13 protein-coding genes and 1 pseudogene are annotated in these 18,475 nt (G+C 69.0%); 8 read left to right on the top strand and 6 right to left on the bottom strand.

The window, feature by feature from the left end; translation table 11 throughout:
* Positions 1 to 50 precede the first annotated feature (50 nt).
* The 4 genes from DA69_RS10230 to ilvA all read left to right on the top strand — a co-directional run bounded on the left by DA69_RS10230 (position 51) and on the right by ilvA (position 6,630).
* Positions 51 to 2,144, top strand: coding sequence for a S46 family peptidase (locus DA69_RS10230; protein ID WP_025978623.1), 2,094 nt, complete (start codon positions 51 to 53; stop codon positions 2,142 to 2,144).
* Positions 2,145 to 2,404: 260 nt separating this feature from the next.
* Entirely contained in the window at positions 2,405 to 4,489 is a 2,085-nt protein-coding gene (locus DA69_RS10225; RefSeq protein WP_025978622.1) for a S46 family peptidase, read from the top strand.
* Positions 4,486 to 5,013: a GNAT family N-acetyltransferase gene (locus DA69_RS10220; RefSeq protein WP_025978621.1), complete on the top strand. Its 528-nt coding sequence runs from the start codon at positions 4,486 to 4,488 to the stop codon at positions 5,011 to 5,013. The genes DA69_RS10225 and DA69_RS10220 overlap by 4 nt, the downstream gene beginning before the upstream one ends.
* Positions 5,014 to 5,109: 96 nt before the next feature.
* Complete coding sequence (gene ilvA / locus DA69_RS10215; protein ID WP_327020088.1) at positions 5,110 to 6,630, top strand: threonine ammonia-lyase, biosynthetic; 1,521 nt, start codon at positions 5,110 to 5,112, stop codon at positions 6,628 to 6,630.
* A gap of 128 nt (positions 6,631 to 6,758) precedes the next feature.
* Here the strand turns inward: ilvA and DA69_RS10210 are convergent, their stop codons facing one another.
* The 5 genes and pseudogenes from DA69_RS10210 to DA69_RS10190 form a co-directional block, all read right to left on the bottom strand.
* Positions 6,759 to 7,160 carry a host attachment family protein gene (locus DA69_RS10210; protein ID WP_025978619.1) on the bottom strand — a complete coding sequence of 134 codons (402 nt, stop codon included), beginning with the start codon at positions 7,158 to 7,160 and terminating at the stop codon, positions 6,759 to 6,761.
* A gap of 40 nt (positions 7,161 to 7,200) precedes the next feature.
* Positions 7,201 to 7,764 carry a methylated-DNA--[protein]-cysteine S-methyltransferase gene (locus DA69_RS10205; protein ID WP_025978618.1) on the bottom strand — a complete coding sequence of 188 codons (564 nt, stop codon included), beginning with the start codon at positions 7,762 to 7,764 and terminating at the stop codon, positions 7,201 to 7,203.
* Positions 7,745 to 8,851, bottom strand: coding sequence for a bifunctional transcriptional activator/DNA repair enzyme AdaA (locus DA69_RS10200; RefSeq protein ID WP_025978617.1), 1,107 nt, complete (start codon positions 8,849 to 8,851; stop codon positions 7,745 to 7,747). Before DA69_RS10200 ends, DA69_RS10205 begins: the two co-directional genes overlap by 20 nt.
* A gap of 72 nt (positions 8,852 to 8,923) precedes the next feature.
* Positions 8,924 to 10,051, bottom strand: coding sequence for a hypothetical protein (locus DA69_RS10195; RefSeq protein ID WP_025978616.1), 1,128 nt, complete (start codon positions 10,049 to 10,051; stop codon positions 8,924 to 8,926).
* Between the two features lie 19 nt (positions 10,052 to 10,070).
* Positions 10,071 to 10,447: pseudogene (locus DA69_RS10190) on the bottom strand (PadR family transcriptional regulator).
* 92 nt (positions 10,448 to 10,539) lie between these two features.
* Between DA69_RS10190 and DA69_RS10185 the strand changes: the two are divergent.
* Complete coding sequence (locus tag DA69_RS10185) at positions 10,540 to 13,170, top strand: M14 family metallopeptidase (RefSeq protein WP_025978614.1); 2,631 nt, start codon at positions 10,540 to 10,542, stop codon at positions 13,168 to 13,170.
* Between the two features lie 21 nt (positions 13,171 to 13,191).
* On the opposite strand, the gene uvrB is transcribed toward DA69_RS10185, so the two are convergent.
* The gene (gene uvrB, locus DA69_RS10180; protein WP_025978613.1) at positions 13,192 to 15,519 is read right to left on the bottom strand and encodes an excinuclease ABC subunit UvrB; all 2,328 of its coding nucleotides are present in this window, start codon (positions 15,517 to 15,519) and stop codon (positions 13,192 to 13,194) included.
* A 129-nt stretch (positions 15,520 to 15,648) separates the two neighbouring features.
* Here uvrB and DA69_RS10175 point away from each other — a divergent pair, with 129 nt between their 5' ends.
* Genes DA69_RS10175 through DA69_RS10165 form a run of 3 tightly spaced genes read left to right on the top strand, consistent with a single transcriptional unit; the run spans position 15,649 to position 18,391 of the window.
* Positions 15,649 to 16,785 carry a beta-ketoacyl-ACP synthase III gene (locus DA69_RS10175; protein ID WP_025978612.1) on the top strand — a complete coding sequence of 379 codons (1,137 nt, stop codon included), beginning with the start codon at positions 15,649 to 15,651 and terminating at the stop codon, positions 16,783 to 16,785.
* Positions 16,725 to 17,465 carry an iron-containing redox enzyme family protein gene (locus DA69_RS10170; RefSeq protein WP_145915922.1) on the top strand — a complete coding sequence of 247 codons (741 nt, stop codon included), beginning with the start codon at positions 16,725 to 16,727 and terminating at the stop codon, positions 17,463 to 17,465. The genes DA69_RS10175 and DA69_RS10170 overlap by 61 nt, the downstream gene beginning before the upstream one ends.
* Positions 17,462 to 18,391, top strand: coding sequence for a DUF6999 family protein (locus tag DA69_RS10165; protein WP_025978610.1), 930 nt, complete (start codon positions 17,462 to 17,464; stop codon positions 18,389 to 18,391). The genes DA69_RS10170 and DA69_RS10165 overlap by 4 nt, the downstream gene beginning before the upstream one ends.
* The last annotated feature ends 84 nt before the right edge of the window (positions 18,392 to 18,475 follow it).

The following is an 18,475-nucleotide window of genomic DNA, read 5'->3' as shown; positions in this document are numbered from 1 at the left end:
ACGGCGGACAGCAAGGCGTGGGCGTGGTGTCCCGCCTCACGGAGACGCCCATGTCGCTTCGCCGCACCCTTTCCTTCACCGCTTCGCTGGCCGCCCTCGGCATGGCCGCCGTGGTGGTCAACGCCCCCGCTTCGGCCGCGCGCGCCGACGAGGGGATGTGGACCTTCGACAGCTTCCCGATCCAGACGGTCAATGAGAAGTACGGCACGCGCATCGATCAGGCCTGGCTGGACCGCGTCCGCAACGCCGCCGTGCGCCTGCAGGGCTGCTCGGCCTCGTTCGTGTCGGGTGAAGGCCTGATCCTGACCAACCACCACTGCGTCATCTCGTGCGTCCAGGACCTGTCGACGGCCCAGAACGACTACGTCAAGAACGGCTGGATGCCCGCCACGCGCGAGGAAGAGAAGACCTGCCCCGGCCAGACGGCCGAGGTCCTGACCGACATCACCGACGTCACCGATCGCGTGCTGGGCGCGGGTTCGGGTCTGGAAGGCGCGGCCTTCGTCGCCGCCCGTTCGGCGGAGATCGACGCGATCCAGAAGGAGGCCTGCGGCGACGACCGCAAGCTGACGTGTCAGGTCATCAGCTTCTATCGCGGCGGCAAATACGCCCTGTACAAGTTCCGCAAGTATGAAGACGTGCGTCTGGCCTTCGCGCCGGAGTTCCAGGCGGCCTTCTTCGGCGGCGATCCGGACAACTTCAACTTCCCGCGCTACGCCCTCGATGCGGCCTTCCTGCGCGCCTATGAGGACGGCAAGCCGGTCGCCTCGCCCAACCACCTGAAGTGGAACCCCAACGCTCCGACCGACGGCGAGGCCACCTTTGTGGCGGGCAACCCCGGCTCGACCTCGCGCCTGCTGACCATGAGCCAGCTGGAGCGCCTGCGCGACCAGCAGATCCCCATCACCCTGATCCAGAGCGCCGAACTGCGCGGCCGTCTGGTCGAATATTCGACCCTGGGCGAGGAAGAGAAGCGGGTCGCTCTCGACCCCATCTTCGGTCTGGAGAACAGCTTCAAGGTCTACTACGGCCAGCAGGGCGCCCTGACGGACCCCGCCTTCATGGCCAAGAAGCGCCAGGAAGAGGCCGAACTGCGCCAGCGCGTCGCCGCCGACCCGGCCGTGGCCGAGCGCATCGGCGACCCGTGGGCCGATCTGGAAAAGGTGCAGGCGACCGCCCGCGACCTCTATCTGCCCTATCGCCAGCTTGAGGCGAACGCCGGCGGCGGCTCGACCCTGTATTCCTACGCCCGCGCCATCGTCCGCGCGTCGAAGGAACGCGCCAAGCCGGTCGCCGAACGCCGCGCCGGCTATGCCGACAGCGACATCGCCGCCCTGGGCCGCCGTCTGGCCTCGGACGCCCCGATCCCGGTCGGCGTCGAGGAAATCCAGCTGTCGCACTGGATGTTGAAGACCCGCGAATACCTGACGGTCGACAGCGCCGATGTGAAGGCCATGCTGGGCGCCGAAAGCCCCGAAACCATCGCCGCCCGTCTGGTGCAGAGCCGCCTGATCGACCCGGCCTTCCGCGCGCAGGCCCTGGCCATGACGCCGGAGCAGCTGGCCGCCTCGGGCGACCCGATGATCGCCTTCGTCCTGGCCAACGACGACGCCGCACAGGCCGTCCGCACCCAATGGGACGCCGGCGTCAACGCCCCGACCGCCCGCGCCGCGGAAAAGGTCGCCCAGGCCCGCTTCGCCGTCTACGGCGACAACCTATATCCCGACGCCACCTTCTCCTTGCGCCTGTCCTACGGCCAGGTGAAGGGCTGGACCTATCGCGGCGTCACGGTGCCGTCCTTCACCTACATGGGCGGCCTGTACGAGCGCGCCACCGGCGCCGAGCCGTTCAACGCCTCCGAGCGCTTCCTGGCGGCCAAGGACCGGATCAACAAGGATGTCGTCTACGACTTCGTCTCGACCAACGACATCATCGGCGGCAACTCCGGCTCGCCGGTTATCAACGCCAAGGGCGAAGTGATCGGCGCCGCCTTCGACGGCAACATCCACTCGTTGGGCGGCTCGTTCGGCTACGACGGCGAGCTGAACCGCACGGTGTCGGTCTCGACCGCCGCCGTCACCGAGGCCCTGCGCAACGTCTACAACCAGCCGCGCCTCCTGCGCGAACTGGGCGTGCGTCGCTAAATAAGGCGACTTTCTCCTCCCCACATCGTGGGGAGGGGGACCACGAAGTGGTGGAGGGGCCTGCGACAGCAGAACCAAGCAGCCCCTCCGTCTCGTCGGCTTCGCCGCCGATCCACCTCCCCATCGCCATGCGATAGGGAGGAAAAGTTACGCCCCCCTCTGACGCATCGGCCTGCTAGCTTTCTTCCTGCCGATTTCAGACTATTCAGACGAATTAGACTCTGTTTTTTCCTCGCCGGAGTCTGAATCAGGAGCTTCTCATGCGTCACATGCTGTTCGCCTCGGCCGCCGTCCTGGCCTTCGCCGCCGCCTCTTCCGCCAAGGCAGAGGAGGGCATGTGGACCTATGACAACTTCCCCATCCCCCGCGCCAATCAGACCTTGGGCACCAATATCGATCAGGCCTGGCTGGACCGCGTGCGCCTGTCGTCGGTGAAGTTCGGCGGCTGCTCGGCGGGCGTCATCTCGGCCGAGGGGCTGGTGATGACCAACAACCACTGCGTCTCGTCCTGCGTCGCCAACCTGTCGACGCCCCAGCTTCAGTATAATGAGACCGGCTTCACCCCCAAGAGCCGCGAGGAAGAGCTGCAATGCCCCGGCGCCTCTGCGGAAATCCTGACCGACATCACCGACGTCACCGCGCGGGTCCAGAAGGCGGGCGCCGGGCTGGACGGCCAGGCCTACACCCAGGCGCGCGAGGCCGAGGCCGGCCGCATCGAAACCGAAGCCTGCGGCGACGACGCCAAGATCCGCTGTCAGGTCGTCAGCCTGTATCGCGGCGGCCAGTTCAAACTCTACAAGTTCCGCAAATACTCCGACGTGCGTCTGGCCTGGGCGCCGGAAGACCGCGCCGCGACCTTCGGTGGCGATCTGGACAACTTCTCCTTCCCGCGCTTCGCCATCGATGCCGCCTTCATCCGCCTGTATGAAGACGGCAAGCCCGCTGCGACCCCGACCCACTTCACCTGGAACCCGAACAAGCCGACCGAGGGCGAGCCCGTCTTCGTCACCGGCAACCCCGGCTCGACCCAGCGTCTGCTGACGCAGGCCCAGCTGATGACCATCCGCGACGTGGTCCTGCCGCTGGACCAGCTGATCGCCTCCGAGCTGCGCGGGCGTCTGATCCGCTATTCGGAAGAGGGCGAGGATCAGGCCTTCATCGCCATGGACCCGCTGTCGGGCGTCGAGAACACCTATAAGCGCGGGCGCGGCCGGATGGCCGCTCTGATCGACCCGGCCTTCATGGATCAACTGGCCGGCCAGGAAACGGTTTTCCGTCGCGGCGTGGCCGAGAACGAGGCCCTGTCGGCCGAGGTCGGCGATCCCTGGGCCGTTTTGGCGCAGGTCCAGCCGATCGCACGCGAGCTCTACGCCCCGATGGCCCTGCTGGAAGGCGGCACCGGCATGGGCACCACCTCGGTGGCGGGCGGCTCGCCCCTGTTCAGCTGGGCGCGAGCCATCGTGCGCGGGGCGCAGGAGCGCGCCAAGCCGTCGGATCAGCGCCTGCCCGAGTTCGCCGACAGCCGCCTGCCGGGCGTCCAGTCCAGCCTGTTCGCCGCCCGCCCGACCTATCCGGAGCTGGAGCAGATCCGGCTGGAATGGTGGCTGTCCAAGACGCGCGAATGGCTGACCGTCGACAGCCCTTATGTCCGCACCCTGCTGGGCAAGGAGAGCCCCGAAGGCCTGGCCGCCCGTCTGGTCGAAGGCACCAAGCTGGCCGATCCGGCCGTGCGCCGCGCCCTGTGGGAAGGCGGTCTGCCCGCCGTCCAGGCCTCGACCGATCCGCTGATCCAGTACGTCCTGGCCATCGACGCCGACGCCCGCGCCGTGCGCGCTGACTGGGACAACAAGGTCAAGGCGCCGACCGACCGCGCCTCGGAACAGCTGTCCGCCGCCCGCTTCGCCGTCTTCGGCGACGCCGTCTATCCGGACGCCACGGGCACCCTGCGCCTGACCTACGGCCGGGTCGAGGGGACCGACGTGCCGGGCCAGCGCATCCCCGCCTTCACCACCTTCGCCGGCCTGTGGGACCGGGCGACCGGCGCCGAGCCGTTCAACGTCGCGCCCAAGCTGCTGGCCGCCAAGGACCGCATCGACCCCAACGCGGTGATGAACATGGCGGTCTCGTCCGACACCATCGGCGGCTCGTCGGGCTCGCCCGCCGTCAACGCCAAGGGAGAGATCATCGGCGCCAACTTCGACTCCACCGTCCTGACCCAGCGCAACGCCTACGGCTATGACCGCAACGTCAACCGCAGCGTCATCGTCACCACCCAGGCCGTGACCACGGCCCTGCGCGACGTTTACGGCATGGATCACCTGATCCAGGAGTTGGGCGTCCAGTGAGCGACCCGGTCTTCCGCCCTGCGGCGCCGGACGATGTTCCGGCGCTGCGCGCCCTGATCGAAAGCGCCTATCGCGGCGACAGCGCCAAGGCTGGCTGGACCCATGAAGCCGACCTGCTGGAGGGTCAGCGCACCGACGAGGCGGAGTTGCGCGACATCCTGGCCGACGCCTCGCGGCTTCTGCTGCTGGCCGAGATCGACGGCGCCCTGATCGGCTGCGTCCAGGTTGCGGATCAGGGCGAGGGTCTGGCTTATCTGGGCCTGCTGACCGTCGATCCGGCGCGTCAGGCGGGCGGTCTGGGGCGCCGCCTGATCGACGCCGCCGAGGCGGAAGCCGCCGCCCGCTTCGCCGCCACGCGCATGGAGATGACCGTCATCCGCCAGCGCGTCGAACTGATCGCCTGGTACGAACGGCGCGGCTATCGCCTGACCGGCGAAACCCGCCCCTTCCCGCTGGACGACCCCCGCTTCGGCCTGCCCCGCACGCGCGACCTGGCCTTCGTGGTTCTGGAGAAGGCGCTTTAGATCAGGAGGGAAGGGCGCAATTTTCGTTCTCATAAGGGTTGGTCTGGCCTAGACGAGCACACGCTTCGTTTCTTTTTTTGACGCCTGACCGAGATCATCGTGCAAGACACCGTCCGCCGCATCCTGACCGCCCGCGTCTATGACGTGGCCGAGGAGACCCCCCTCGATCCGCTCAAGCGGCTGTCGGCCCGCCTCGGCCGGACCGCCCTGCTGAAGCGCGAGGACCTGCAGCCGGTCTTCTCGTTCAAGATCCGCGGCGCCTACAACAAGATCGCCGCCCTGAGCCAGGCGGAGTTGGCGCGCGGCGTCATCTGCGCCTCGGCGGGCAATCATGCGCAAGGGGTGGCGCTGGCGGCGGCGAAACGCGGCGCGGCGGCCACCATCGTCATGCCGACCACCACGCCCGGCATCAAGGTGGCGGCGGTCCAGGGGCTGGGCGGCCGGGTCGTGCTGCATGGCGAAAGCTTTGACGACGCCTACGCCCACGCCCGCGAGTTGGAGAAGCAGACCGGCGCCGCCTTCGTCCACCCCTTCGACGATCCCGACGTCATCGCCGGGCAAGGCACGGTGGGGCTGGAGATCCTGCGCCAGCACGCCGATCCGATCGACGCCGTGTTCATCCCCATCGGCGGCGGCGGGCTGGCGGCGGGGGTGGCGGCCATCGTCCGCTTCCTGCGGCCTGAGACGCGCCTGATCGGCGTCGAACCGGCCGAGGCGCCGACGATGAAAAGCGCCATTGAGGCCGGGCGCGTCGTTGATCTGGATCAGGTCGGCCTGTTCGCCGACGGGGTGGCCGTGCGCCGCGCGGGCGACGAGACCTTCCGCCTGTGCCGCGATCTGCTGGACGAGATCGTCCTGGTCGACACCGACGCCATCTGCGCCGCCGTGAAGGACATCTTCGACGACGTGCGCGCGGTAGCCGAGCCGTCGGGCGCCGTGGCGCTTGCCGGCCTCAAGGCCTGGGCCGCGCGCAATCCCGGATCGGGGGCGCTGGTCGCGATCAACTCGGGCGCCAACGTCAACTTCGACCGCCTGCGCCACGTCGCCGAGCGGGCCGAGATCGGCGAGGGCGCCGAAGCCCTGTTCGCGGTCTCCATGCCCGATCGGCGCGAGGACTATCACCGCTTCCTGCGCAGCCTGGACGGCCGCTCGATCACGGAATTCAATTATCGCTGGTCCGGCGACGGCACGGCGCAGATCTTTGTCGGCGTAGCCCTGCGCGACGGCGCCGCCGAGCGTGAAAGCCTTCTGCGTCGCCTGACCGCCGACGGCTATGCCGTCGTCGACATGAGCGACAACGAGACCGCCAAGCTGCACGTGCGCCACATGGTCGGCGGACGCACCATCGGCCTGCCGCATGAGCGGCTGCTGCGCTTCGAGTTCCCCGAGCGGCCGGGCGCCTTCCTGCGCTTCCTCAACAGTCTTCAGCCCGCCTGGGCCCTGACCCTGTTCCACTATCGCAACCACGGCGACGACGCGGGCCGGGTGCTGGCGGGCGTCAGCGTCCCGCCGGATCAGGCGGCGGCCCTGACGACGGCGCTGGACGACCTGGGCTATCCGTACGTCGACGAGACGGACAACCCGGCCTGCCGCCTGTTCCTGGATGGGGCGGCCTGAACCCCGGCGCCGTCCCGGAAGCGGCGCAGCCGCTGTCCGGGACCGCCAGAGAGGCGAACGGCGAGGTCTGGGAGGTCCCGGCTCTCCGCCTCGCCAGCGCGGCCGCAGCCGGGATGACGGGCGTTATGTCACGCCCGGCTGATCGCCTCGGCCACCTCATCCGCCGGGCGGCCGGTCAGGTCCTTGGCGATTTCGCCGACCAGCAGGCCCTCCAGCGTCTTGTGCCAATGCTTGCGCAACTGGCCCAGGGTCTTGGGCGCGGCGACGACGGCCAGGGCCTCGAACTTGTTGGTCAGGGCCATGTGGTTCAGCGCCTCGGCCACGCCCATGGCGAAGCCGTCCTCGGCCTGGGTGTCGTTGTCGGGGTTGGCGTCGCTGGAGCGGCGGCCCGGCGCGCCGGACAGGCGTTCGGGGATTTCGGGAGTCGCCATCGGCTTGAGCTGGATGTCGAGGTTGTGGCCGGTGTTGCGGAACAGGCTCAGCTTCTCGCCGTCGGCGACGGCGACCAGAGCCCCGTTGGGCAGGTTCATATCAGACTCCACATATGAGCGCCGAAAGGAAAGGGCGCTGTCAGTCCAGCGCAAACGCCCCCTGTCCCGTTCCATCATCAGGGCCAGGCTGCGACGCTTCGTGCGCCAGCAGCCAGCGCTTGCGCTCCAGCCCGCCTGCGTAACCGGTCAGGGTTCCCTTGGCGCCGACGACGCGGTGGCAGGGCACGATGACCCCGATCGGATTGGCTCCGTTGGCCAGCCCCACGGCGCGCACCGCCGCGGGCTTGCCGATGGCCTTCGCCAGTTGGCCGTAGCTCCAGGTCCGTCCCGCCGGAATGGTGCGCAGCGCCGCCCAGACCGCGCGCTGGAAGTCGGTGCCGCCGGTCTTCACGGCGAGGCTGTCCAGCGCCGTCAGGTCGCCGTCGAAATAGGCGGCGACGGCGTCCCGCACCCCCTCAGGCGCGCGGCCGGGCGTCAGCTGAACCTCGCCGTAATGACGGGCCAGCAGCGCCATCATCCGCGCCTCATAGTCGGTGAAGTCGAAAGCGCGCACGGCCCCCTCCGCGTCCGTGACCAGCAGCACCTCGCCCACCGGCGTGGCGATGCGGTCCAGCGTAAAGGCTTCAAGCTGCGTCTTTTTCATCGTCGCTCTCCATGATCGCCGCGCCGTCTACGCCTGCCTCGCGCAGGTGCAGCGCGCCATAGGCCCGCCAGGGTCGCCATCGCTCGGCCCGCGCCGCGAGCCTGTGATCTTCAAGCCGGTCGCTGGCCATGTCGCCCTCATCGTCGATCCAGGCGCCCGGCAGGCGCAGGCCGGGCCGCGCCGCGACCAAGGGCGCCAGAACAGGGTCGAGCGACAGGTCGCGCCGGATGGCCTCGGGGTCGGCTGGCAGGTCGAACAGCCGCCGCACCCGCGCCAGCACGCCTGGCAGGGCCTTGAGGTCGTGCAGCGCCGCCGTGACCGCCAGGCGGTTCCCGTCCTCGAACCGGGCCGAGACCTCACCCGTCGCCCCGTCCGTCGCGGGCGTCAGGACGCGCCGCCAGAGGCGCTCCTCGACCGTCTCGCCGCTCGCTTTCAGGGCCGCCAGCATGGCCTCGACCTCATAGGGCGGGCGATAGGGCAGGCTCAGCCGCACGCCCCCATCCCAAGGCCGCTCGGTCCGCGCCCGCAGCGCCGACGGGGGCCGCCCATACAGGGCCTGAAACGTCTCGTTGAAGCGGCGCACGCTGCCGAAGCCGGACGCCATCGCCACCTCGGCCATCGGCAGGTCGGTCTGGTGGATCAGGGCCTTGGCCAGCAGCACGCGGCGCGTCTGGGCCACGCCGACCGGGGCGGCCCCCAGGTGCTGGCGGAACAGGCGGCGCAGGTGTCGCTCGCCCACCCCCAGCCGCGCGGCCAGGGCGTCGACGTCGCCCTTATCTAGCGCCCCCGCCTCGATCAGATTCAGCGCCCGGCTGACAGTGTTGGACGTCCCCCGCCACGCGCCCATATCGGGCGCGGTTTCCGGCCGACAGCGCAGGCAGGCGCGGAAGCCCGCCTCCTCGGCCGCCGCCGCGCTGATGACGAAGCGCATGTTCTCACGCCTGGGCGTCCGCGCCGGGCAGACCGGGCGGCAATAGATTCCGGTAGACTTCACGCAGGTGAAGAAGCGCCCGTCGAAGCGCGGGTCGCGCGTCAGGACCGCCCGATAGCAGGCCTCCTGATCCAGCGTGTCGCGGGCGTTGTCCATGCCCGCAACATGCGCCCGCAGCGCCAACGTGTCTCGCGGTTTTCGGACATGACGGCGCCGCAGCTCGGCAGATCACCCCTTGCGCGTCGTCGCGAGCCGCCAGACATAGGTCGCGATGTTGACGACGAAACTGATCGCCATCACCGCGAACACCCAGGTCAGCACCGTGCCCAGCGTCAGGGCCGTCCCCTCCAGATCGCGGCCCGCATCGTTCACCGCGCGCAGGGCGTCCAGGCTGATGTTCGTCGCCCCGCCCTCGACGCGGGCGCTCGCCGCGCCCTGGGTGAGGGTGAGCCACCAGCCCGCATCAAACAGTCGCCACAGCACCCAGAGCGCCGCGCCCGCCAGCGGGATCTTCAGCAGCAAGGTCAACCGCCCCTCGCGCCCGCGGATCAGGCTGACCGCGTCCACCGCCATGCCGCCGACGGCCAGGGCCAGGATGGGGCCGTAGAGGGCCGCCCACACCGGCGCCGCCTCGATCCCGACCGCGCCGCTTCTCAAGGAGAACTCGCCCAGGCCCGGAAAGCGGATCACGCCGATCCACCACATCACGAAGACGCCTCCGACGATCAGCGAGGCCAGCGCCTCCAGCCCCGGCTTGTCGTTCGCCGTCACGCCCCAGACGCGGGCGCCCTTCGGCAACCACTCCGCCTTGGCCTTCTCAGAGCCCGACAGCGAGGCGCCCCACTTCGCCGGATCGGCCAGGCCGAAGGCCGACAGGTCGCGCACCCGCCATTTCGTCAGCCAGGTCGGCTTGATGTCATAATGCTCCAGGATCGCGCCGGCCAGGGTCAGCGCTCCCAGCAGGGTCAGCCCCCCGGAGAAGAAGCCGTGGAAGGCCTGGCTGATCGCGCGTCCGAAATCAGCCGGAGCGCCCAGCACGCTGACAAACAGCCCCAGCGCCTGAACGGCCGCAATGACGATCAGCCCCGCCTTGGCGCCGAACAGCCAATAGGGAAACAGTTCCGGCCCGATCAGGCTGTCCGGCCCCTTGCGATAGCGGGCGGCGACGATCAGCGGATGGCCGATCTCGTGCAGGATCGCCTCCTTCTCCTCGTCGCTCAGGGCGCGGCCCAGCTCCTCCTCGCGGGCCTCGACGCGGCTCAGGATCAGGTCGCGCAGCTCAGCGACGATGTCCTCGCGGTCCTCGGTCGGCAGTTGCGCCGCCACGGCCTCCAAATAGCGTTCGATGATGTCCATCGCGCCCTCTCCCGTCCCTTCAGAGAATTCGTTCCAGCGAGGCGTTGATGCCGCGCCATTCATCGGTCAGGGCGGCCAGCATGGCCTCGCCCCCCGGCGACAGGACATAGAAACGCTTCTTTCGCTTCTCCTCCTCGCGCCATTCGCTGGTCAGCAGCCCTTGCCCCTCCAGCCGCCGCAGCAGGGGGTAGAGGGTGGATTCCTCCATCTCCAGCCCATCGGCCGCCAGCGCCTGACGCAGGGTGTAGCCGTAGCGTTCGGTCCGCAGGCAGGCGAGCACCGCCAGGACCAGCGTCCCGCGCCGCAGCTCCAGCCGCATCGTCTCGAACAGTTCCCGATCCACGCCGTCGCCTCACCTGTCGCCACATAGTGTGTGACGCACAGTGTATGCGACATACTGTGCGCCATAGTCAATACAGGATGTCCAGCCGCTTCCTTCACGGCAGCCGCAAGGCTAAGTTGGCCGCTCCGTAGGGGGAGTATTCTGAATGTCGTATCGTCGCCGCGTCGCCTGTTCCTTGCTGGCGCTCAGCCTGGCCCTGGGCGCCGCGCCTGCACTGGCGCAACAGACGCCGCCCGCGCTTCAGGCCGTCGTCGGCCATGACAGCGGCGAGCGCATCACACGCTCGGCTGATGTGCGCCGCTATTTCGAGGCGCTGCGCGCCGCCAATCCCGACCGCATGGTCATGGGCGACTACGCCCAGTCGTGGGAGGGCCGCCCCCTGTTCTGGGCCGCCGTCGGCTCGCCGCGCAACATCGCCCGGCTGGATGCGATCAAGGCCGCGACCAACGCCCTGGCCGATCCGCGCAAGACCTCGCCCGAGCAGGCCCGCGCCCTGATCAACGACACCCCGGCCATCGTCTGGATGGCCTATTCGGTCCACGGCAATGAGATCAGCCCCGCCGACGCCGCCCTGGCCGCCGCGCGCCGCCTGACCGACAGCCTCGACGGCGAGGCGCAAGGCTGGCTGGAGAACGTCGTGGTCGTCTTCGTGCCGACCCAGAACCCCGACGGGCGCGAGCGCTTCATCAACAGCTTCGAGGCGGGCCTGGGCGCCCAGCCCAACGGCGATCCCCTGTCGGCCGAGCGGGCCGAGCCCTGGCCGTCCGGCCGCTTCAACCACAATCTGTTCGACCTGAACCGCGACTGGTTCATCCAGTCCCAGCCGGAGACGCAAGGGCACTCGGCCCTGATCCGCGAATGGCGTCCGCAGGTGGTGGTCGATTCCCACGAGATGGGCACGGATTCGAGCTTCTTCTTCCCGCCCGAGGCCCAGCCGCTGAACCCGTGGATCTATCTGCCGATCCTGGACGCGCGCGAGCGGTTCGGCCGCAACACCGCCGGACGCTTCGACCAGGCCGGGCTGGACTATTTCACGCGCGAGACCTTCGACGCCTTCTATCCCGGTTACGGCGACGGCTGGCCCGCCTATTTCGGCGCCGTCTCCATGACCTATGAGCAGGGCTCGTCGCGCGGGTTGCTCGCGCGCCGCTCGTCGGGCGAAATGCTGACCTACGCCGACACGGTCAAGGGCCACCTGACCGCCACCCTGTCGACCATCGAGACCGCCGCCCGCGACCGCGAGAAGCTGCTCAGCGACTTCTACGCCTTCCACCGCGACGGGATTTCGGGCGGACGCGGCGCCTATGTCCTGTCGCGCTCCGCCGCGGCCGACCCGGCCGCCGCCGACAAGCTGGCGGGCCTGCTGGTGCGTTCGGGACTGGAGGTCGGACGGGCGACCGCATCCTTCTCCGCCTGCGGCCAGACCTATCAGGCGGGCGATTACATCGTGAATCTGTCCCAGCCGCAGCGCCGCATGGCCGAGACCCTGCTGGCCAAGGACGTGCCGCTGGACCCGAAATTCCTGGCCGAGCAGGAGGCCCGCCGCGCGCGCGGTCTGGGCGATGAGATCTATGACCTGACCGGCTGGTCCCTGCCCCTGCTGTTCAACGTGCCGAGCCAGCGCTGCGCCGGCGCTCCGTCGGTGCAGACGGCCGCCGTCGGCCCCGAACTGATCCGCCCGGCCGCCGTGGCGTCCGGCGACGCGACCTACGGCTACGCCATCCATCCGGGCACGGCGGGAATGCGCTTCCTGACCGCCGCCCTGAACGACAAGGTGCCGGTCCGCTCGGTCGAGGAGCCCTTCACCCTGGACGGCCGCGCCTATCCGGGCGGCACCTTCATCGTCCCGCGCGCCGGCTCGCCTGCCGACCTGGACGAGCGCGTCCGCCGCCTGGCCGCCGGCAGCGGCGCCCAGGTGACGCCTCTGGCGACATCGTGGGTCTCCCGCGGTCCCAGCGTCGGCTCGGATAAGGCGACGCTCATCGCCGCCCCGCGCGTCGCCATGGCCTGGGACGACCCGACCGAGCCGGAATCGGCCGGATCCATCCGCCATGTGCTGGAGCGAGAATACGGCTGGCCGGTCACGGCCGTGCGCACCCGCCGCCTGGCGAACGCCGACCTGTCCCGCTACCAGGTGCTGATCCTGCCCTCGGGCGGCGACTATAAGCAGATCCTCGGCGAGAGCGGCGTCGCCAATCTGCGCGCCTGGGTCCAGGCGGGCGGCGTCCTGATCGGCGTCGGCTCGGCCAGCCGCCTGCTGACCGACCCCGACTCCAAGCTGCTGGAGAGCCGCCGCGAGAGCGCTGTCTCCGGCGACGGCGACAAGAACAAGAAGGACGGCGGCAGCGAGATCGCCACCGACGCCGAATACCTGGCCCTGACCGGCCACCACGGCGGCGCCCCCGATCCGGTCGCGGGCGTCCTGGCCAGCGCCGTGGTGGACAACGAACACTGGCTCGGCGCAGGCGTCGCCCCGACCCTCAGCGTCATGGTGCGCGGCTCGGACATCTACAGCCCGCTGGCCCGCGATCAGGGGACCAACGTCGTGCGTCTGGCCGGACCGGATCAGGTGCTGGCGTCCGGCCAGCTGTGGGCCGAGAACCGCCGCCAGCTGGCCTACAAGCCCGTCGCCATGGCGTCCGAAGTCGGGCGCGGCCAGGTCGTCGCCTTCACCCAGGACGTCACCATGCGCGCCTTCCTCGAAGGGCTGAAGCCGCTGTTCCTGAACGCCGTCTTCCGCGGCCCGGCCCACACCTCCGGGACCAAGGGGAACTGAAGCGGATGAAGGGGAGGGGCGTCAGCGCCCCTTCCTGAACGCCTCGGCCTTTTCGGCCGCCGCTTCCCTGCGCCAGCGTTTGGGGGCGGACTTGTCGACCTCCTCGCCCGCGCCGGTGAGGGCTTCGTTGGCGAACTCGAGGTCGAGGAGCTTCATCTTCTTGATCTCGTCGCGCAGGCGGGCGGCTTCCTCGAACTCGAGGTTGGCGGCGGCTTCGCGCATCCGGCCTTCCAGATCCTTGAGCGCGGCCTGGAAGTTGGAGCCGATGAAGGGCTTGGCTTCCTCGGCGACGCCGGGGCGGGTCAGGCGGTCCAGGTCGCGCGACTCATAGGGGCTGTCGAGGATCTCCTTGATGTCGCGCTTGACCGTCTCGGGCGTGATGCCGTGTTCGAGGTTGTAGGCCTGCTGCTTCTCGCGGCGGCGGTCGGTCTCGGCGATGGCGCGCTCCATCGAGCCGGTCATGCGGTCGGCGTAGAGGATGACGCGGCCGTCGACGTTGCGCGCGGCGCGGCCGATGGTCTGGATCAGGGAGGTCTCGGAGCGCAGGAAGCCCTCCTTGTCCGCGTCGAGGATGGCGACCAGGCCGCACTCGGGGATGTCGAGGCCCTCGCGCAGCAGGTTGATGCCGATCAGGCAGTCGAACGAGCCCAGGCGCAGGTCGCGCAGGATCTCGATGCGCTCCAGGGTGTCGACGTCGGAGTGCATGTAGCGGACGCGCACCCCCTGTTCGTGCATGTATTCGGTCAGGTCCTCGGCCATCTTCTTGGTCAGGGTGGTGACCAGGGAACGGTAGCCCGCGCGGCTGGTGGCCTTCACCTCGTCGATGACGTCGTCGACCTGGTTGCGGGTCGCGCCGGACACGGGGCGGATCTCGACCGGGGGGTCGATCAGGCCGGTGGGGCGGATGACCTGTTCGACGAAGACGCCGCCGGTCTTGTCCAGCTCCCAGGCGCCGGGGGTGGCCGAGACGAAGACGGTCTGGGGCCGCATGGCGTCCCATTCCTCGAACTTCAGCGGCCGGTTGTCGATGGCTGACGGCAGGCGGAAGCCGTATTCGGCCAGGGTCGACTTGCGGCGGTAGTCGCCGCGGTACATGGCGCCGATCTGGCCCACGGTGACGTGGCTCTCGTCCACGAATAGCAGGGCGTTGTCGGGGATATATTCGAAGAAGGTCGGCGGCGGCTCGCCCGGCGCCCGGCCGGTCAGCCAGCGGCTGTAGTTCTCGATCCCGGCGCAGGAGCCGGTGGCCTCCATCATCTCCAGATCGAAGCGGGTGCGCTGCTCCAGCCGCTGGGCCTCCAGCAGCTTGCCGTTCTCGACCATCCAGTCGAGCGTCTCCTTCAACTCGGCCTTGATGCCGGTGATCGCCTGATTGAGCGTCGGGCGCGGGGTGACGTAGTGGCTGGCGGCGTAGACGGTGACTTCGTCCAGCGCATTGGTCTTCTTGCCGGTCAGGGGGTCGAACTCGTCGATGGCCTCGATCTCGTCGCCGAACAGGCTGATGCGCCAGGCGCGGTCCTCAAGGTGGACCGGGAAGATTTCGAGGGTGTCGCCGCGCTTGCGGAACATGCCGCGCTCGAAATGCAGGTCGTTGCGCTTGTACTGCAGGGCGATCAGGTCGGCGCGCAGCTTGGCCTCGTCGATCTGGTCGCCGACCTTCAGGTTGAAGGTCATGGCGGTGTAGGTCTCGACCGAGCCGATGCCGTAGATGCAGCTGACCGAGGCGACGACGATGACGTCGTCCCGCTCCAGGATCGCGCGGGTGGCGGCGTGGCGCATCCGGTCGATCTGCTCGTTGATCGACGAGTCCTTCTCGATGTAGGTGTCGGTGCGCGGGACGTAGGCCTCGGGCTGGTAGTAGTCGTAGTAGCTGACGAAATACTCGACGGCATTGTCGGGGAAGAAGGCCTTGAACTCGGAATAGAGCTGGGCCGCCAACGTCTTGTTGTGGGCCAGGATCAGGGCCGGGCGCTGGGTCTGTTCGATCACCTTAGCCATGGTGAAGGTCTTGCCCGAGCCGGTGACGCCCAGCAGCACCTGTTCGCGTTCCCCGTCGTTCGCCTGGGCGACCAGTTCGGCGATGGCGGATGGCTGGTCCCCCGCGGGCTGGTATTTCGTCTCCAGCCGGAACGGGATGCGCTTCTTGTTGGTCGGCCGGTCGGGGCGGTGAGGGACCCAGTCGGCGGGCGCGGCGGGCGCTTCCTCGGGCGTCAGGCGCGGACCGCTCACCGGCGCGAACATCGGCGCACGACCGTGATCGAAGGCGACGGGCGCCTCGCTGAGACCGGGATTGGGCGTGTGGACGGGCTTGGTCAGCTTCGGGGACGGTGTCGCGGGAGAACGGGCCATGAACATCAAGGTAATGCCTGCGCCTGCGCGACGCTAGGGCGCGCGGAACGGCGATTCCGATAAAGGGCGGCGTCTGAAACGGCGATTTCCCGGTTGTGCGATTCGGGCCGTATCGCCAAGGTCCGCGCCATGAGTGAGCTTCGCGACGTCTTCATCACCGGGACCGGCGCCGTCCTGCCCGGCGAGCGGATCGGCAACGATCGGATGGAGGATTTCATCGGCCGGATCGGCGGGCGGCCCTCCGCTGTCGGGCGCCGCGCCCTGCGCTGGAACGGGATCGAAGGGCGGCACTACGCCCTGAACGAAGACGGGGCGCCGTTGCACTCCAACGCCTCCATGTGCGCCGAGGCGGTGCGGGCGGCGCTAGACGCAGCGGGGCTGAGCCTTGGCGACCTGCAGCATCTGGGCGCGGCGGCGACGCAGGGGGACTATCTGGTGCCCGGCCACGCCAGCGCGGTTCAGGCCGAGCTGGGCGCGGGGCCGCTGGAGGCGTTCAGCTATCAGTCGGTCTGCGCCAGCGCCCTGATGGCGGCCAAGGGCGCGTGGCTGAGCGTGCGCGCGGGCGAGGCGGATGTCGCCGCCGCCTGCGCCGGCGAGTTTTCCTCACGCTGGTTCCGACCCGCCTTCTATGAGGGCACGGCGCTGGTGGACGAGAAGGGCCGGGCGCGGATCGAGGCGGATTTCCTGCGCTTCACCCTGTCGGACGGGGCCGGCGCCGTGGTGATGGAGCCGAGGCCCAAGCCCGACGGCCTGAGCCTGAAGGTCGAGTGGATCGACATGACGTCGCTGGCCGGGCGCTTCGATCCCTGCATGTGGGCCGGATCGACGCCGGAAGCGCGCGCCGACATGACCAGCGCCTGGAGCCACGCAGGCCCGGCGGCGGCCCATGCGGCGGGGGCGGTGGCCCTGCTGCAGGACTTCGAACTGCTGAAGATCGTCATTCGCGCCTGGATCGGCGTCTGGCTGGAGAAGGTGGACGCCGGGCGGATCGTGCCGGATCAGGTCGACCATCTGCTGTGTCACTACTCCGCGCGGTCGCTACGTCAGGAGATTGTCGGCCTGCTGGAAAGCACGGCGGCGATGATCCCGGAGGAGAAGTGGTTCACGACGTTGGCCGACAGCGGCAATGTCGGCTCGGCCTCGATCTGGGTCATGCTGGACGCCTTCCTGAAGTCGGGACGCGGAAAGCGCGGAGACAGGGTGTTGTGCATCGTGCCCGAGAGCGGGCGGGCGATGATCGGCTTCATGATGCTGGAGATTGTGTGATGGCGGAACGCGAAGCCGAGGCGGCGGTGGCCGAGACCTTACGGAAGCTGGCGGTCGTCTTCGCCGACTTCGAGCAGCGGCTGGAGGCGACGCCCCTGATCCGCAGGCTGACGCGCGGGCGGTTCGAGGTCGCCGACTACCACGCCTTCCTGATCAACCTGCGCCAGCAGGTGAAGGACGGGGCGCTGTGGATGAGCCGGGCGGCGTCGAACATCGGCGAGGATCATCTGGAGCTGCGCTCGACCCTGATGCGCCATGCGGTGACGGAGCATCGCGATTTCCGCCTGCTGGAGGCCGACTTCACAGCCTCGGGCGGGGCGCTGGAGGATATTCAGTCGGCGCCGAAGAATGTGGGGTCCGAGGCCCTGTCGGCGTGGATGTTCCATGAGGCGTCCAAGCCCGATCCCTTCGGCCTGCTGGGCGCCATGTTCATCATCGAGGGGCTGGGCTCGATCAAGGCGCGGCCGTGGGGCCTGAAGGTGCAGGAGCGGCTGGCCCTGCCCGACGAGGCGGTGCGCTTCCTGCTGTATCACGGCGACAACGACGCCGAGCACATGAAGGAGTTCGAGGAGATGCTGGGCATGGTCCTGCCCGATCCCTTCATCGCCGAACGCATCGTCACGACGGCCAGGGTGACGGCCCGCCTCTACGCCCTGCAGATCGAGGAGATCGCGGCGTGAGATACTATAAGCCGCACGAGGACCCGTTCGACCCCGCGCGGTTCGACCCCAGGGATCCCGACCCGTGGATGGCGCTGTATCTCGATCACAGCCTGCCGATCGACGACGGGGCCAAGCGCGACCTGCTGCTGGGGGCGCGGTCGCGCTCGCGGCGCTGGCTGTTCCCGGTGGCGCGGCCGCTGGTGTTCCTGTTCTTCTGTCTGGTGAAGGTGCTGCGGGTCATTTCGCCGAAATACCCGAACCTGAACGGCCTGCTGCACAAGACCATCCACTGGGGCCTGCGCACCTTCGCCACGCCCGAGGCCAACCGGGTGATCCTGCGCCACTTCCATGTCGGGTCCGAGCTGACCGCCTTCGTGCGGGAGAATGCGGGCGTGGGCGACAAGGTGACGAAGTGGCCGCTGACGCCGACGCGGCTGAAGGACATCGAGCCGGACCTGTTCCTTCAGCACGATCTGAACATCTTCAACTTCGTCATCGAGCTGAACGCCGCCCTGCGCGCCGAGGGGCGAGAGCTGACGCCGCCCGAACGCATCGACTTCTCCATGATCTCGGACGAATTCCCGCCCTTCGAGGAGTTTCCGCGCAAATGGCACAACTTCGTCGACGTGCAGACGGCGGTGGAGTTCTACACCCCGATCTACGCCCTGATGCTGCCGAGGGACGACTTCGTGCGGGCGTCCAGTTCGCTGCAGCTGGATGAAGTGATCGCCATCTACATCGCCCGCATCCTGGGCACGAGCTACCACATGGCCTTCGTCAAGAACGGCCATCCGCTGGTGGCGCTGTCGACGCTGCAGGCGGGCTATCGGCTTATGATGCACGGGCTGGATTCAGAGGCCATGCACGGCTGGCTGCGGGTGATGAAGGCGCGTCAGGCGGCGGGCCTGCCGCTGGACCCGGCCAATTCAGGCACGCCGCATTAAGGCAGGAGGCGGTCGCCGATTTCCGCTGGCGCACGGCGCGGCGGCTGCTAGCGTGGCCGGATGAAATCGGCGCGTTCCTTTCTG

Source organism: Brevundimonas naejangsanensis (assembly GCF_000635915.2).
GTDB classification, from domain to species: domain Bacteria; phylum Pseudomonadota; class Alphaproteobacteria; order Caulobacterales; family Caulobacteraceae; genus Brevundimonas; species Brevundimonas sanguinis.
This window is presented reverse-complemented; position numbering and strand designations above follow the sequence as displayed.